This is a genomic window from Listeria welshimeri serovar 6b str. SLCC5334, assembly GCF_000060285.1.
Classification (GTDB): domain Bacteria; phylum Bacillota; class Bacilli; order Lactobacillales; family Listeriaceae; genus Listeria; species Listeria welshimeri.
This window is the reverse complement of record NC_008555.1, coordinates 2154465-2169622: the sequence shown is the minus strand read 5'-3', so window position 1 is coordinate 2169622 and position 15158 is coordinate 2154465. Positions and strand designations below refer to the sequence as shown.

Annotated in this window: 16 protein-coding genes; 6 read left to right on the top strand and 10 right to left on the bottom strand. The window is 36.5% G+C overall.

Translation table 11 applies throughout. The features are described 5' to 3' along the window. The first annotated feature begins 238 nt into the window (after positions 1-238). Positions 239-1591 carry a phosphoglucosamine mutase gene (glmM, locus tag LWE_RS10860; protein WP_011702895.1) on the top strand — a complete coding sequence of 451 codons (1353 nt, stop codon included), beginning with the start codon at positions 239-241 and terminating at the stop codon, positions 1589-1591. 33 nt (positions 1592-1624) lie between these two features. On the opposite strand, the gene LWE_RS10855 is transcribed toward glmM, so the two are convergent. Further along, the gene (locus LWE_RS10855) at positions 1625-2086 is read right to left on the bottom strand and encodes a GNAT family N-acetyltransferase (protein WP_011702894.1); all 462 of its coding nucleotides are present in this window, start codon (positions 2084-2086) and stop codon (positions 1625-1627) included. Between the two features lie 62 nt (positions 2087-2148). On the opposite strand from LWE_RS10855, the gene LWE_RS10850 reads away from it, so the two are divergent. Beyond that, positions 2149-2973 (top strand): hypothetical protein, encoded by an 825-nt coding sequence (locus LWE_RS10850; RefSeq protein WP_011702893.1) that lies wholly within the window; start codon positions 2149-2151, stop codon positions 2971-2973. A 35-nt stretch (positions 2974-3008) separates the two neighbouring features. On the opposite strand, the gene LWE_RS10845 is transcribed toward LWE_RS10850, so the two are convergent. The 4 genes from LWE_RS10845 to LWE_RS10830 all read right to left on the bottom strand — a co-directional run bounded on the left by LWE_RS10845 (position 3009) and on the right by LWE_RS10830 (position 6969). Further along, a complete protein-coding gene (locus LWE_RS10845; protein WP_011702892.1) occupies positions 3009-4949 on the bottom strand; it encodes an ABC transporter permease in 1941 nt (646 codons plus the stop codon). After that, the gene (locus tag LWE_RS10840; protein WP_011702891.1) at positions 4936-5703 is read right to left on the bottom strand and encodes an ABC transporter ATP-binding protein; all 768 of its coding nucleotides are present in this window, start codon (positions 5701-5703) and stop codon (positions 4936-4938) included. The genes LWE_RS10845 and LWE_RS10840 overlap by 14 nt, the downstream gene beginning before the upstream one ends. 196 nt (positions 5704-5899) lie before the next feature. Further along, on the bottom strand, positions 5900-6655 hold the full coding sequence (gene hemQ / locus LWE_RS10835; protein WP_011702890.1) for a hydrogen peroxide-dependent heme synthase: 756 nt from the start codon (positions 6653-6655) through the stop codon (positions 5900-5902). Positions 6656-6738: 83 nt separating this feature from the next. Then, complete coding sequence (locus tag LWE_RS10830) at positions 6739-6969, bottom strand: helix-turn-helix domain-containing protein (protein ID WP_011702889.1); 231 nt, start codon at positions 6967-6969, stop codon at positions 6739-6741. Between the two features lie 123 nt (positions 6970-7092). Between LWE_RS10830 and LWE_RS10825 the strand changes: the two genes are divergently transcribed. The 3 genes from LWE_RS10825 (at position 7093) to LWE_RS10815 (ending at position 9813) form a co-directional block, all read left to right on the top strand. Further along, positions 7093-7824: an NADPH-dependent oxidoreductase gene (locus LWE_RS10825; protein WP_011702888.1), complete on the top strand. Its 732-nt coding sequence runs from the start codon at positions 7093-7095 to the stop codon at positions 7822-7824. A 79-nt stretch (positions 7825-7903) separates the two neighbouring features. Next, the gene (gene manA / locus LWE_RS10820) at positions 7904-8860 is read left to right on the top strand and encodes a mannose-6-phosphate isomerase, class I (RefSeq protein WP_011702887.1); all 957 of its coding nucleotides are present in this window, start codon (positions 7904-7906) and stop codon (positions 8858-8860) included. Positions 8861-8958: 98 nt separating this feature from the next. Beyond that, positions 8959-9813: a metallophosphoesterase gene (locus tag LWE_RS10815; protein WP_011702886.1), complete on the top strand. Its 855-nt coding sequence runs from the start codon at positions 8959-8961 to the stop codon at positions 9811-9813. A 29-nt stretch (positions 9814-9842) separates the two neighbouring features. Here LWE_RS10815 and LWE_RS10810 read toward each other — a convergent pair whose 3' ends face one another. Genes LWE_RS10810 through LWE_RS10800 form a run of 3 tightly spaced genes read right to left on the bottom strand, consistent with a single transcriptional unit; the run spans position 9843 to position 12251 of the window. After that, positions 9843-10016: a FeoB-associated Cys-rich membrane protein gene (locus LWE_RS10810; protein WP_011702885.1), complete on the bottom strand. Its 174-nt coding sequence runs from the start codon at positions 10014-10016 to the stop codon at positions 9843-9845. A gap of 16 nt (positions 10017-10032) precedes the next feature. Beyond that, positions 10033-12027, bottom strand: coding sequence for a ferrous iron transport protein B (feoB, locus tag LWE_RS10805; protein WP_011702884.1), 1995 nt, complete (start codon positions 12025-12027; stop codon positions 10033-10035). Then, a complete protein-coding gene (locus LWE_RS10800; RefSeq protein ID WP_011702883.1) occupies positions 12024-12251 on the bottom strand; it encodes a FeoA family protein in 228 nt (75 codons plus the stop codon). The genes feoB and LWE_RS10800 overlap by 4 nt, the downstream gene beginning before the upstream one ends. A gap of 318 nt (positions 12252-12569) precedes the next feature. Here LWE_RS10800 and pta point away from each other — a divergent pair, with 318 nt between their 5' ends. Continuing rightward, positions 12570-13547, top strand: coding sequence for a phosphate acetyltransferase (gene pta / locus LWE_RS10795; RefSeq protein ID WP_011702882.1), 978 nt, complete (start codon positions 12570-12572; stop codon positions 13545-13547). Positions 13548-13586: 39 nt separating this feature from the next. Here pta and pdxT read toward each other — a convergent pair whose 3' ends face one another. Together pdxT and pdxS are read right to left on the bottom strand one after the other, a co-directional pair. After that, positions 13587-14153 carry a pyridoxal 5'-phosphate synthase glutaminase subunit PdxT gene (gene pdxT / locus LWE_RS10790; protein ID WP_011702881.1) on the bottom strand — a complete coding sequence of 189 codons (567 nt, stop codon included), beginning with the start codon at positions 14151-14153 and terminating at the stop codon, positions 13587-13589. Between the two features lies 1 nt (position 14154). Then, positions 14155-15042 carry a pyridoxal 5'-phosphate synthase lyase subunit PdxS gene (pdxS, locus tag LWE_RS10785; protein ID WP_011702880.1) on the bottom strand — a complete coding sequence of 296 codons (888 nt, stop codon included), beginning with the start codon at positions 15040-15042 and terminating at the stop codon, positions 14155-14157. Positions 15043-15158: the final 116 nt, after the last annotated feature.

Below are 15158 nucleotides of genomic sequence, written 5' to 3'. Positions count from 1 at the left end.
GATATTTCATCTCATACTCCTGCTTTTTATGAAAAAAGTAAAATACATAGAATAGATTGAAAAATAAGAAGTATCAACGTTTCAGTATAGAAGGATGAAATTTTTTTCAAAAAAAGGTATAATAACATTTGTATGATTAACAGCTAACAAAGAAAGTATTTGTAGCTAACAAACAAAAAAATAAAACGATAAACTAAAATCATTTAGATAATGAATGACTTAGAAGGAGAGTAATAAAATGGGTAAATATTTTGGTACGGACGGAGTTAGAGGGGTTGCAAACTCAGAATTAACACCAGAACTTGCTTTCAGATTAGGTCGAATGGGTGGATATGTATTAACTCGTCATGTAGGAGAACATCCGCGGGTACTTGTTGCTCGGGATACACGTATATCTGGAGAAATGCTTGAATCCGCTTTAATTGCAGGACTTGTTTCGGTGGGAATTGAAGTAATGCGTCTTGGTGTTATTTCCACTCCTGGTGTAGCTTATTTAACAAAAGCACAAGGAGCTTCTGCTAGCGTAATGATTTCCGCAAGCCATAATCCAGTGGATGATAATGGAATTAAATTCTTCGGTTCAGATGGTTTCAAACTTTCAGATGATCAAGAGGAAGAAATTGAACAACTGCTTGATACAGCCGAAGATACTTTACCTCGTCCAAGTGGTGAAGGTCTTGGAACTGTTAGTGATTATTTTGAAGGTAAACAAAAATATATTCAATACTTAAAACAAACTATTGAAAATGATTTTAACGGTTATCATATTGCATTAGACTGTGCAAACGGAGCAACTTCTGGACTAGCAACACATCTATTTGCAGATTTAGATGCCGAAATTAGTTCGATGGGAGCTTCACCAAACGGTTTAAATATCAATGATGGTGTTGGTTCTACACATCCAGAAGCACTAGCTGCATTTGTTTTAGACAAAAAGGCAGACGTTGGTTTAGCATTTGATGGCGACGGGGACCGAGTGATTGCGATTGATGAAATTGGTCAAATCGTTGATGGAGATAAAATTATGTTTATTTGTGCAAAATATTTGCGCGAACAAGGTTTACTAAATAGCAATACCATTGTTTCTACTGTTATGAGTAATCTTGGTTTCTATAAAGGTTTAAGAGAACTTGAGATTGAAGATGTTCAAACAGCAGTTGGCGATCGTTATGTTGTAGAAGCTATGCGTGAGGGCAACTATAATCTTGGTGGCGAACAATCTGGTCACATTATTTTCTTAGACCACAATACAACAGGTGATGGACTTCTTTCCGGAATTCAATTAATTAATGTCATGAAAGCAACTGGCAAAAAATTGTCCGAACTTGCTTCTGAAATGAAAACATTCCCGCAAAAACTAGAAAATATTCGTGTAAGTGATAAAAATCATGTAACAGATAATCCAAAAGTAAGTAAAGTAATTAGCGAAGTCGAAGCTGAAATGGCTGGTAACGGTCGAGTACTTGTTCGCCCTTCTGGAACAGAACCGCTAGTAAGAGTTATGGTGGAAGCTGCTACGAAAGAAGAAACAGACGAATATTGTGAACGTATTTCAGCGGTGGTTCGTTCAGAAATGGCACTTAACGATTAAAACAACAATCAAAAAATCCTGATGATCATTTCATCAGGATTTTATTTCTTTTAAAAGAATGATTTGATCTAGACATTTTATGCCGTTTTCAATAATGGTTTGATTAGGATAATTGGTCGGGAAATAATTTGGAATAATTTGTTGCATACGAAAACCATTTTTTTGATAAAAAGCTAACTGATTTATACTAGAATTACCGGTTTTCACTATTATTTCTGAAAAATTTTCTTGTATGGCATATTCAAAAGCTTTATTAAGTATTTTTTTACCGATACCTTGATTATGGTGCGTGGAAGAAACAGCAATATTCATAATTTCAAGTTGGTATTTATTGAGTGGTAATAAGCAGATAATACCAATCACTTTATGATTATTTATTAATTGGAGTACATAAGATTTAGTTAAGTATTTAGTGATTTGTTCTTCACTTGGATCAGCTTCTAACAGCAATTCGAGTGGAACAGATTGACTTTTATCCCAGACGTTCCAATTCATTTTTATCACCTCGTTTTTAAGGGTAACATGGTAAGACATAAATAGGAAGGGAAGTGGGCAAATTGCCTGGAAAATTAAGAGGAATAGGCGGGAGTTTGCTAATTGCGCTTGGCGTGACGCAACTTTATAGTTTCGTGAGTGCAGTGATGGGTTATTTTAGAGCAGAAGAAAATAAGTTTATATTCGTTTGGAATTATTGGGTTTTATTAGGTTTTGGTCTAGCTCTTTTTATTATCGGTGTTAGTTTTATTAAAAAAGAAAAGTTCTGGTTAGCTGGAATAATAATAACTGGCTGTTTTATTCTTTTCCAAGCATTTTCGGTTTATTATTACCAAATTAGAATTTTAGCAGATCTTGAATTTCAACAGCCATTTGAATGGTCGGGAACTTTATTATGTATTGCTAGTATTTTAGTGTTAGTTTTACTATTTATTAGTCCGAAATTCCAAGCAAAAGAAGTAGAAACAGATCAATCTTGGAAAACAAAATGGCGATATGCAGCAGGTTTCTTCTCATTACTTGGTGGTGTAACTGCGGTGTTTACAGCAATTGTGATTTTTAAACAGCTACATTCGGACAATGTCAAAGAAGGATTTTTATTTACGATGCCACTAGATGCCTACTTTGCGTGTTTTATGGCAATCATTTTTATTTTGATGACGGTGTTAACTTGGCGTAGGATATCTTTTATACTAGTTGGGATACTAATGGGGGCAGCTTTTATTTTACTTACGAATTATCTATCAGTAACCAACTGGATTAACTTTGCAAAAGATAATCTATCTATTACATTCGGTGGCAATGAACGACAAGTATTCGGATTACAGTTTCTCATGGGATCATCGGCTTTTCTATCGGGAATATTTGCTTATATTGCGAAAAAATAACGACAGCCCTCTAAACTTAATTAGAGGGCTGATTTTTATTTTTTACCAAAAACGATATTCGTGTAGCTGTTTAATGTCACAAAATAATAAACTATATACATTAATGTGTAGACACCAGTAGAAATGACAACTGGTAATGTTAAGTCTAGTGCTAACATGTGTGAAAGTCCGATTAATGCGAAACTACTATGAAGAATCCCAATAACGAGAGGAATTAAGAAAACAACTAGTAATTGTTTAGCAAGTATTTTACGGATATCTTTTCGATTAAGACCAATTTTTTTCAATATATCGAATGTGCCGATGTCGTTGTAAGCTTCTGTTAGCTGTTTGAAGTAGATGATACTTCCTGTTGCTGCTAAGAATACGAATCCAATAAACATGCCTATAAATAGAAGTACACCCGTTACTGTGATGATTTGCTGATAGGTATTTGTATAAGAAATAAGATGGGAATCTTCTGGAACAACAGCCTGCATTTTTTTATCTAAATCATGGGCTTGTTTTGGGTTCTGGATAGTAATAGATTCGACGGCTTGAGAAGGAATGGTTTGATCACTTGTTAATTGTGCTACTTGTTTATCTGGAAGAACAAGTAGGCCGGGAACAGAAGCAATAGGTGAATTCACCACAACTGATTTTATTTCAACGGTTGGTTTATTGGTGGCTTTTAGCGTATATTTTTCTCCTATCATTTCTTTCCTTGCTCTTTCATCATACGTGACTGAAAGGACCATTTGTGCTTCGTTTTCTTTTAGTTTAGCGGTTTTTTCAGGTGTGCCTTGTTTTTTCACAAGAGAGTTATAATCTGTTTCAGACATCACTGGAAAACCGTCATTAATATCATATTCGACAAAATCAGGTCGAGTTCCTTCTGCTTTAACAATCAAATAATTACTTTTCTGTTTAAACTCGACGGGGTGTTCTGAATCACTTTCAGCCGTTTTGATTATCTCCTTGTTTGTCGCGTTATTTTTAGGAACTAAATATTCAAAACTCGAAGGTGAGGACGTGTTTGCAGATGTATTTGCTTGATAGTAAATACTACTTATCGTCCCTATAGCAGAGAGCGTTGTCGCACTTAAAATGGATATAATTATCAATGTTTTTGCATTGGATGAAATTCTAAACGTTAATTGTGATGTAGAAATGATATTGCTACCTTTATAAAAAATTCGTTTATTATTTCTTAGTTTTGTAAGTAAATATGGTAAGAAAAACGTAATAAATAAAGCCGTACCAATAATGACAGAAGCTAAAATAACGAGAGCTCCAATGGAGAAACCAAGTTGGACCCAAATAGAATTTTTAGATTCAAGTGGTTGTCCAGCTATCACATACCCAAGTCCGATTAATACGATAGAAAGTAATGCCAAAATAAAAGAAGGTTTTGGGCTTTTTTCGCGTTTTGCTTCGGAATGGAATAAGTCTAGTAAAGTGGTGCGATAAATAATTCGGTAGCCTGAAAACGAGGTGAATAATGTAATGATGACAAATACAATACTCGTTTGAATGACAGCTTCCCACGAAAAGGCAAAGCCACCAATGCTATCAAGGTTAATTAAGTTAAGTAAAATCGTTACAAAAATTTTCGAAAGTAATGTGCCTGCAAGAATACCAACAACTAGAGCTCCAAGCCCCATAATGAAGTTTTCATAAAACAACATACGTCCGATTTCTTTTTTGCGAAGCCCAAGTAATGAATAAAGGCCAATCTCTTTTTTTCTTTTTCTTGTGAAGAAGTTATTAGAATAAAGAATAAAAATCGCTACAAATATAAGTAAAATCACAGAAGAACTAGAAAATGCAGTCGAAAGTTTGGAAGATTGGTCAATTCGCGCTACGACGGATGGATCTTTTGAGAGCACAAGAAACGTAAAATAAATCATAATACTGAAAATCATCGATGCAAAATATAAAAAGTAATGGACAAAATTATGTCGAATATTTTTCTTAGCTAAATCAAATAACGTCATCTGAGTCGCCCCCCAGTTTTGCAAGGACGTCTAGAATTTTTTGGAAGAACTCCTTACGTGTTTTTGTTCCACGATAAATTTCTGTATATAATTCTCCGTCTTTAATAAATAAAATTCGTTTGCAAAAACTTGCTGCAAAAGCATCATGTGTGACCATCATAATAGTTGATTTATCTTGTTCATTTAAATCACGCAAGCTTTCGAGTAAATTCGTTGCTGATTTAGAATCGAGAGCACCCGTTGGTTCATCAGCGAACACTAAACTCGGCGAAGTAATAATAGCTCTTGATGCTGCAGTGCGTTGTTTTTGACCACCAGAAATTTCACTAGGATATTTATCTAGAATATCGGTGATGTCAAATTTCTTACTAATAATAGCTAATTTTGCTTCCATTTCTTTCACTGGTCGTTTTGCTAGTGCAAGTGGAAGGATAATATTTTCACGGATGGTTAATGTATCCAGTAAGTTGTAATCTTGGAAAATAAAACCTAGTTTATCACGGCGGAAAGTAGACATTTGTTGTTCATTCATGTTTTCAAGTTCTTGTCCAGAAATCATAATCTCACCAGAAGTTGGTTTATCAATAGTAGATAAAACATTTAGTAAGGTGGATTTACCTGCCCCAGAAGGTCCCATAATTCCTGTGAATTCGCCTTCTTTAATATCAATACTGATATTTTCAAGTGCAGTGTATACATTTCCTTTGCTTCCATAAATTTTTCTTACATTTTTTGCTTGTAAAACTGTCTCCATTATTTTCTCTCCTTAAAACTAGATTCATTTAGTATATGTTTATTCTATCGTTTAAAAGAAGTGCATTCCATCGTATCAAATGACAATTAGGGAAGATATCCTTACAAAAATGTTAGTTTTATGAAATAAAAAATGGAATTCCCTAACCAAATCATTAAAAAAGCAGACTTGTTAAAAGAAATTCCAAATTCTATTATTACATGGTAAATAATTTAGAGAGATTTTCGGATGGTAAAAGATTGCCGATAAAGAAAGAACCAAATTCTGCATAACGGGCACTCGCCTCATCAAAGCGCATTTCTGTCACGATTCGTTTGAATTCCAGTGCATCGTCTGAGAATAACGTGACACCCCATTCGTAATCATCAAAACCAATCGATCCTCCAATGATTTGTTGTACTTTTCCAGCATAGCTTCTACCAATTAGTCCATGATCGCGAATAAGTTTTTGACGCTCATCCATAGGAAGCATATACCAATTGTCGGCACCATCACGTTTTTTGCTCATAGGATAGAAGCAAATATGTTTTTTAGGTGGAAGTGCGGGATAAAGTCGAGCTCGGACACCTTTGTTTTGATAAGGGTCTTCACCGCCCGCCATATGAGAAGCGAGATAATTACTCAATTCCACCACAGAGATGTAGGAATACGTAGGTAATAAATAGTCAGCAATAGCCAACTTGTTAAAACGATTTTCAACTTCATTTAAAGCTTCTAGTGAATCACGTAAAGTGAAAAACACCAAGTCTGCTTTTTGCCCAAGAATGCTGTATATAGTATGTTCACCTTCACCGATATTTTTGGTAATTTCCATATCACTTAAAAAATGACTTAATTCATTTAACATTAATTCTTGATTTGCTGGGTTTAATTCACGCCAAGCTGCCCAGTCAATGGAACGGAAATCATGGAGGCAAAACCAGCCATCAAGTGTTTTTACTGCTTCGTTCATTATGTATCACTCCTTGTTTAGAATATCACTAACTAAAGTGTACCATATCGAAAGTAGTTCGTCCGATTCGCTGTTTGTGAAAATCATGTTTCAAAAGGACGGTATTTTTTACGTAAGCTTTGTTGACTTTCTAATCGAAGTTCAATATCAAGCCGGTGAAAAAGAACCATATTTCCTTTTTTTGTGTAAGGAAGGACATCTCGTTTTGCTAAGGAAAGGAGTGCTTGCTTAGATATGCCTAAGTAAGTCGCGGCCTCATTTGTTGTGAAGAAATTTTCTTCTAGCCATTTAAAATCTATTTGTTGTTGGCGCACATCTTTTCACCTCGTTTTCTTTAAGTGTAGAAAATATCTAATGGAAATACAAGAGAAAACATTAACAATTGGCGAAAAACAAGCTATACTTTAATTAAATGAATAAAATTAGGAGGCATATATATGAATGACACAATCAAATTACTTAGAAACCATCGTTCTTTTCGGAAATATAAAAAAGGGATAGAAATACCAGAAGAACAATTAGATGCTATTATTCGAGCAGCCCAAGCAGCGCCTTCATGGATTAATGGTCAACATTATTCTATTATTGCGATTAAAGACCAAGAACGAAAAAATAAAATGGCAGAGCTTTGCGGTAATCAACCATACATAGCAGAATGTTCCGTATTTCTATGTTTTGTAGCGGATTTTCACCGGGTTAAAGTAGCAAGTGAAATGCACGGAAAAAGTTTTCAAATAGCTGGAGAAGCAGATTTACTTATGGTTGCAGCAACGGATATTGGACTTTGTATGCAAAATGCTTTAACCGCAGCTGAATCCCTTGATTACGGGACAATTTGTATTGGTGGTTTGCGCAGAAATATTACTGCCACTTCTGAGTTCCTTGATTTACCTGAATTTGTCATGCCAGTGGTCGGACTTTGTGTAGGAGTTCCAGATGTTGAAGCACCTGTGAAACCTCGTTTACCTAAAGAAGCTGTTTATTTTGAAGAAACTTATCAAACGGACGTTATGCCTTTATTAGAAACATATGATCAAGAAATTATTCCGTTTTCCAAACGAGAAGGTTTTGTTTCTTATACCGAACGTTTAGCGAAATTTTATGATAAACCGTATTATTCGAACTTAACCGAACAAATAAAAGAAAGAGGCTTTTTGGGCGGAAAATAACTAGCATATTCGCTATTATTAGTATATACTTTTAATTGACAAAACCCAGCAAAAAAGCTGGAATGGAGGTAAATTTATAATGACAGAAGCATTATTTTTAAACCCTGTTTTTCAAGACAGAATTTGGGGTGGAACGAAACTACATGATTACTTTGGCTACGATATCCCGTCTGATACTACTGGAGAAGACTGGGCGATTTCCGCTCATCCAAATGGTCCTTCCGTAATTAAAAATGGAGAATTTAAAGGTAAAACATTAGCAGAATTATGGGAAGAAAAACCAGCGCTTTTTGGTAATCCTAAAGAAGCTGTTTTCCCATTACTTACAAAAATTTTGGATGCAAATACCGATCTTTCTGTTCAAGTTCATCCAAATGACGAATACGCTAAAGTGCATGAAAATGGGGAACTTGGAAAAACAGAATGTTGGTATATTATTGACTGCGAACCAGGGGCAGAATTAATTTATGGTCATAAAGCGGTGAGCAGAGCAGAATTTTCTAGCTGGGCGAAAAACGGTGAATGGGATAAATTGCTTCGTAAAGTAACAATTAAACCAGGTGAATTCTATTATGTTCCGAGTGGTACGATTCATGCGTTAGGTACTGGGACTTTGGTTCTTGAAACACAACAAAGTTCTGATACAACTTATCGCGTATATGACTACGACCGTAAAGATGCAGATGGAAACTTGCGTGAACTTCATTTAGATAAGGCAATTGACGTTACGACTGCTCCACATGTAGATGCGAAATTAGATATTCAAACAGAAACGCATGGCGGCCTAACTGAAACAACTTTTGTATCGAATGACTTCTTTAGCGTTTATAAATGGGAAGTGGATGGCAAGGCTGAATTTGCGGCAAAAGCGCCTTACACATTAGTGAGTATTTTAGACGGAGAAGCCGAACTGACTATTGATGGAACAAAACAATCCATTAAAAAAGGCGATCATTTTATATTACCAAATGATGTAAAAACTTGGGAAATTGAAGGGAAAATGACAGCAATTGTGTCAAATCCTCCTGTAAAATAATAAATAAGAGATTCTACTATTTTAATGGTGGAATCTCTTTTTGCTTTGTATGGGAGAAATGTTACAATAAAAGGACTATGCAACATAGAGGTGGAAAAATGTCTTTAAAAATGAAATGGATTATTGCGCTAATTATTATTACGCTTTTACTGGTTATTGGATGGTTCTGTGGGACTAGATTAACCGTAAAGAAATATGAAGTAAGTTCAGCTAAGGTTGAAAAAGAAATACAATTAGTGCAAATATCTGATTTGCATTATAGCGAATTTGGTAATAAAAATAAAAAGCTATTAGAAAAAGTGACAGAGCTGAATCCTGACGTAATTGCAATCACTGGGGATCTTTTTGATAGGCAAGGAGATAGTGTTCCGAAATCACTTATTAAGAAGTTAACGAAGATAGCGCCAGTTTATTATTCGCCAGGAAACCATGAATATGACATTAAAGGTGCTTATGAAGATGACTACAAGCCTTTTTTAGAAGATGTCGGTGCTATTAACTTAGAAGATAAAACAGCCACTATCGACGTTAGAGGGCAGAAATTTCAGTTGTCTGGTTTGCGAAGTAGTGCGAATTTGACTTATGACTATCCTTATTATGAAGAAGGCTTAGCCGAGATAAAAATGCAGCAAGATCCAAAATATTATCAAGTTCTTTTATCACATATGCCGGATTATTTTGAGCTATATGTGGATAATGGATTTGATTTAACCTTAAGTGGACATACACATGGTGGAATTGTGCGAATTCCATTTACGAATATAGGTGCGATTGCTCCTGGACCACAACGAACTATTTTGCCTAAATATGTATATGGTCAGCATACAAAAGATGGTAAAACAATGATTATTTCAGCAGGTCTTGGCGCGGGTAGTTTTCATCAAAAAGCTTTTCCTCGGTTAGGGAATCCATATGAAATTGTGGCAGTGACGATTAAACCGGGAACGAAATAAAAAAGAGCCTCGAGATAGGCTCTTTTTTGTTATTTAAATATATGATCTACATTTGTATACTCATCTGATTCGCAGTTACAGGCTTTTTCAAGTTCGCAACCGCCACATTTTCCTTGTTTGCTACGTTTTACAAATTGTATGATGGCATAAATGGTATACCCAAAAATTGCTCCGCCAAGTAGTAAATTAACAATAATACTCATGAAAAAACATCCTCTCTTAAACGAATAGACTGCCAATTTGATAAACAAGAAATACTAAAACATAAGCTGTAACAAGTGGATAAGCAACTGAAAATGCAGTCCATTTCCATGAACTAGTTTCTTTTCGAATGGCTGCAACTGTTGCTAAACAAGGGATATAGAGCAAGATGAATAACATAAAGCAATAAGCCGAAAGTGGCGTATAGAAAGTGCTAACAACACTACCCATGGAACTTTCTCCAACAGCATAAATAATTGCCATGGTTGAAACGACTACTTCTTTTGCTAAAAATCCAGGAATAAGAGTTGCGCCTGCTTGCCAAGTGCCAAATCCTAGTGGAACAAGTAACGGTGCTAACATTCCGCCGATGATGGCTAAGAAACTTTCACCCATAGGTACATCAAGTCCGGACGGCCCAGCATAGTTTAACAACCAAATGATAACGGAACCTGCAAAAATAAATGTCCCTGCTTTACGCAAGAAGCCTTTTCCTTTTTCCCATGTGCTACGCCATAAAGTTTTAAGTGATGGCAAGCGGTAAGGTGGTAATTCGACGACAAACACGGAATTATCTTTTTTAAGTAATGTTTTCGAAAGGATTTTAGTGACAATCAGTGCCATTAAAATGCCGATAACGTAAAGTGACAATACGACAAGTGCTTGATATTTTTCGAAAAATACGCCAACGAAAAGGGCATAAACTGGAAGACGGGCGGAACAGGACATAAATGGAGAAACTAGAATCGTTAGTGTTCGTTCTTTGGATTCTTCGATGGAACGTGCTGCCATAATTCCTGGTACGTTACAGCCAAACCCGATGATCATTGGGATAAAAGCTTTCCCATTTAAGCCGAAAATTTCCATTACTCGGTCCATAACAACTGCTATTCTGGCCATATATCCTGAATCTTCTAAGACAGAAATGAAGAAGAAAATAACCAAAATTTGCGGAACGAAGACAAGAACGCCACCCACGCCAGCGATAATTCCTTCAGCGACCAAATCAATGATAAAACCAGATGCACCAATCGTTGTTAAGAAAGATGTTACCCAATCCGTAAGCGATCCGCTGATAAAACCATCAAGTAAGTCGGAAAGCGGTGCGCCAACCCACGTAAAAGTTATTTGAAAAATTAACCACATAATTCCAAGAAAAATCGGAATCCCGAAAAACTTGTGTGTAAAAATTTTATCGAGCTTGTCTGATAGTGGAATATCCGAATTGCGCGTATATTCGACTGAGGTCAAACAAATATCATGAATGTAATTTACCCGAATTTGGTGGAAATGATTTTCTAACTTTCCTTCAAGGGCAGTTTCTAGTTCCGTTCGGATTTTTTTCAATTGTTCAAACGCAGAATTAGAAGCTAAAAATTCTTCCGTGACTTCATTTTTGGAAAGAAATTGAACTGCTAGCCAACGAGATTGTTTAGTAGGAATGATGTCTTTTGTTAATGACTGGATTTCAGCGATTGCTGTCTCCGCGAGCTCGCCGTATGGTAACACTAGCGGAATCGCTGGCGCCACATGCTTTTCGGATAAAGTAGATAAAATTTCATCAGTACCTTTTCCAGAACGAGCGACTACTGGCAAAATCGGAATGCGCAGTTTTTTCGCTAAATTTTGGATATTTAAATGAATGCCACGACCCGCAGCGACATCGACCATGTTAAGTCCCATCACGACTGGTGCGCCAAACTCAAGTAGTTGGATGGTTAAATTTAAATTGCGTTCAATTTGCGATGAATCAACAATGTTTAACATACAATCGAATTTTTCTTCCAATAAAAATCTAGTGACGACTGTTTCATCACGAGAAATAGGATTTAAATCATAAATACCAGGTAAATCAATTAATTTTCCTGTTTTTGAACGTAAAGTACCGACTTTTTTTTCGACGGTCACTCCGCTCCAATTTCCTACATATTCATAAGAGCCTGTTAACGCATTAAATAAAGAAGTTTTCCCAGTATTTGGGTTTCCAAGTAAACAATATGTATTTTGGCTCATCGGCGTTCCACCATAATGGCACAAGCATCACACTGTCTAATACTGATATATTGACCTTTTGTTTCAAAAGTACATGGACCACCAAACAGTCCTTTTTGTTTGATACAAATATCACAACCTTCATCGCAACCAAGAGCAAGTAAGCGACGTTTAAGCATGGCATTCTCTATTTTTAATTCTGAGATGCGAACTTTATCGCCGACAGCAGTTTCATTTAATTGCATAAGCTAGCAGGCCTCCTTTTATGTTATGTACTGAATATGATAATCATTATCAACTATGTTCATTTTATCACGAATGCAATTTAATATGAAGTATTTTTTTGAATTTATTAATAGGATAGCAAAATAAGAAGGTATAACAGCAAAAAAATTCCTTAATGGTTAATGCGCTATTATCTGGTTAGCATGCCTTTTTACCTCTGTATTGATACACGGAAATAAGTGCTGGAGCTGTTTTTAAACGCTTTTTTTCTATCAAGTTGCCCGTTTTTATAGTAAAATGGTAACTATAACATTTATATTAATGGAGGAAAATAACACATGAGTGATTTATTTACTACAATCAAAGGACAAGTTACTGGGAAAAACGTGCGCATTGTATTACCTGAAGGAACAGATGAACGTATTGTCGGAGCAGCTGCACGTCTGCAAAAAGAAAATATCGTAACACCAATTTTACTTGGAAACAAAAGTGAAATTGAAGCAAAAGCAAAAGAAATTGGCGTTTCTGTTGAAGGAATTGCTATCCATGAACCTGCGACTGATCCACTTTTTGATGAATTAGTAGCTGCATTTGTAGAACGTCGTAAAGGAAAAGCAACAGAAGAAGCAGCTCGTAAAATGCTTGCAGATCCAAACTATTTTGGAACAATGCTTGTATACACAGGAAAAGCAGAAGGTCTTGTAAGTGGGGCGGCTCACTCTACTGGAGACACTGTTCGTCCAGCGCTACAAATTATTAAAACTAAACCAGGCGTTAGTAAAGTTGCCGGTGCGATGATTATGGTTCGTGGCGAAGAACGTTACTTATTCAGTGATGTGGCTATCAATATTGCGCCAGTTGCAGCAGACTTAGCGGAAAATGCGATTGTTAGTGCGGAAACAGCAGAAATCTTTGGCATTGACCCACGTGTTGCTATGTTAAGCTTCTCTACAAAAGGTTCTGCAAAATCCGATGAAACAGAAAAAGTCGTAGAAGCAACAGCGCTTGCAAAAGAAAAAGCCCCAGAATTAACATTAGATGGAGAGTTCCAATTTGATGCAGCCTTTGTTCCAACGGTTGCAGAGAAAAAAGCCCCAGGTTCCGTTATTAAAGGGGACGCTAATGTGTTCATTTTCCCTAGTTTAGAAGCAGGGAACATTGGTTATAAAATTGCTCAACGTTTAGGTAATTTTGAAGCAGTTGGACCAATTTTACAAGGATTAAATGCACCGGTTAATGATTTATCTCGTGGTTGTAATACAGATGATGTTTATAACTTAACATTAATTACAGCAGCGCAAGCAGTGAATAAATAATAGGTAAAAGCAGTAGACGCATGTGTCTACTGCTTTTTTTTATACCATTTTTTCGATAAAGAAACGCATGAAACGGTTATCGTTTGTTAGTTCTGGATGGAACGCGGTGACGAGAATATTGGCCTCTTTAGCTGCTACAATTTTATCTTCAAAGGTTGCTAACACAGATACTTCGGGACTTGGTTCGATTAAGTAGGGGGCACGGATAAATACAGCTTCAAAAGGAGCATCACTAAATATTTCGACGTTTAACTCAGCTTCAAAACTTTCTTTCTGCCGACCGAAACCATTACGAACAGCGGTTGTGTCAATTAATCCTAGGCTTTCTTCGCCGCCTTCGATTTCTTTGGACAAAAGGACAAGTCCGGCACAAGTACCAAAAATAGCTTTTCCTTCTTTAGCAAATGCTCTAACAGGTTCTATTAAATCATAGCGTTTCATGATTTTGCGCATAGTTGTACTTTCTCCACCTGGTAAAACAAGTCCATCAAGCTCGTTTAAATCACTCGGGTGCTTTACTTTTGAAGGGAGAGCACCGGCAGATTTAATCATTTGGATATGCTCGTCGACAGCACCTTGAAGTGCAAGAACACCAATTTTTTTCATATTAAACACTCCGATCTTGCATTCTGTCCTCTGGGTTTAGGCGAGACATTTCGATTCCTTTCATCGGGGAACCTAGCTCTTTGGAAAGTTTTCCGATTAATTCATAGTCTGTATAGTAAGTAGTTGCTTGGACAATCGCACTAGCAAATTTAGCAGGATTATCTGATTTGAAAATACCAGATCCAACGAAAACACCGTCAGCTCCAAGTTCCATCATTAATGCAGCATCAGAAGGAGTCGCAACCCCTCCAGCAGCAAAATTAACAACAGGAAGTTTACCAAGGGATTTAATTTCTTTTACAAGTTCATATGGAGCACCGAAATTTTTAGCGGCAACCATTAATTCATCATCTGTCATACCAACGATTTGGCGGATTTGACCATTTACTTGACGCATATGACGGACAGCTTCGACGATATTACCAGTTCCAGGTTCTCCTTTTGTACGAAGCATGGCAGCACCTTCACCAATACGACGGAGTGCTTCACCAATATCACGACAACCACACACGAAAGGAACAGTGAAATCTGATTTTAGCAAATGGAATTCATCATCGGCGGGTGTTAATACTTCACTTTCGTCAATATAATCCACGCCCATTGCTTCTAGGACACGTGCTTCTGTAATGTGACCAATGCGAGCTTTTGCCATTACGGGGATAGAAACAGCGTTCATTACTTCTTCGACAATACGAGGATCGGCCATACGAGCAACTCCTCCTGCTGCACGAATATCGGAAGGAACTCGTTCAAGCGCCATAACTGCTACTGCGCCAGCGTCTTCCGCAATTTTTGCTTGTTCAGCATTCACAACGTCCATAATGACGCCACCTTTTTGCATTTGCGCCATACCACGTTTCACTCGGTCTGTACCAACTTTTTTCTCCATATTTACAACCTCCATCAAAGTTAATTGAAATTACCTGATTATTATGATAAGCTAAAAGCCATTTCGTAAAAACAGCCAATTGGATGTTTATTTATCCATCCAATTATACGGGGGGA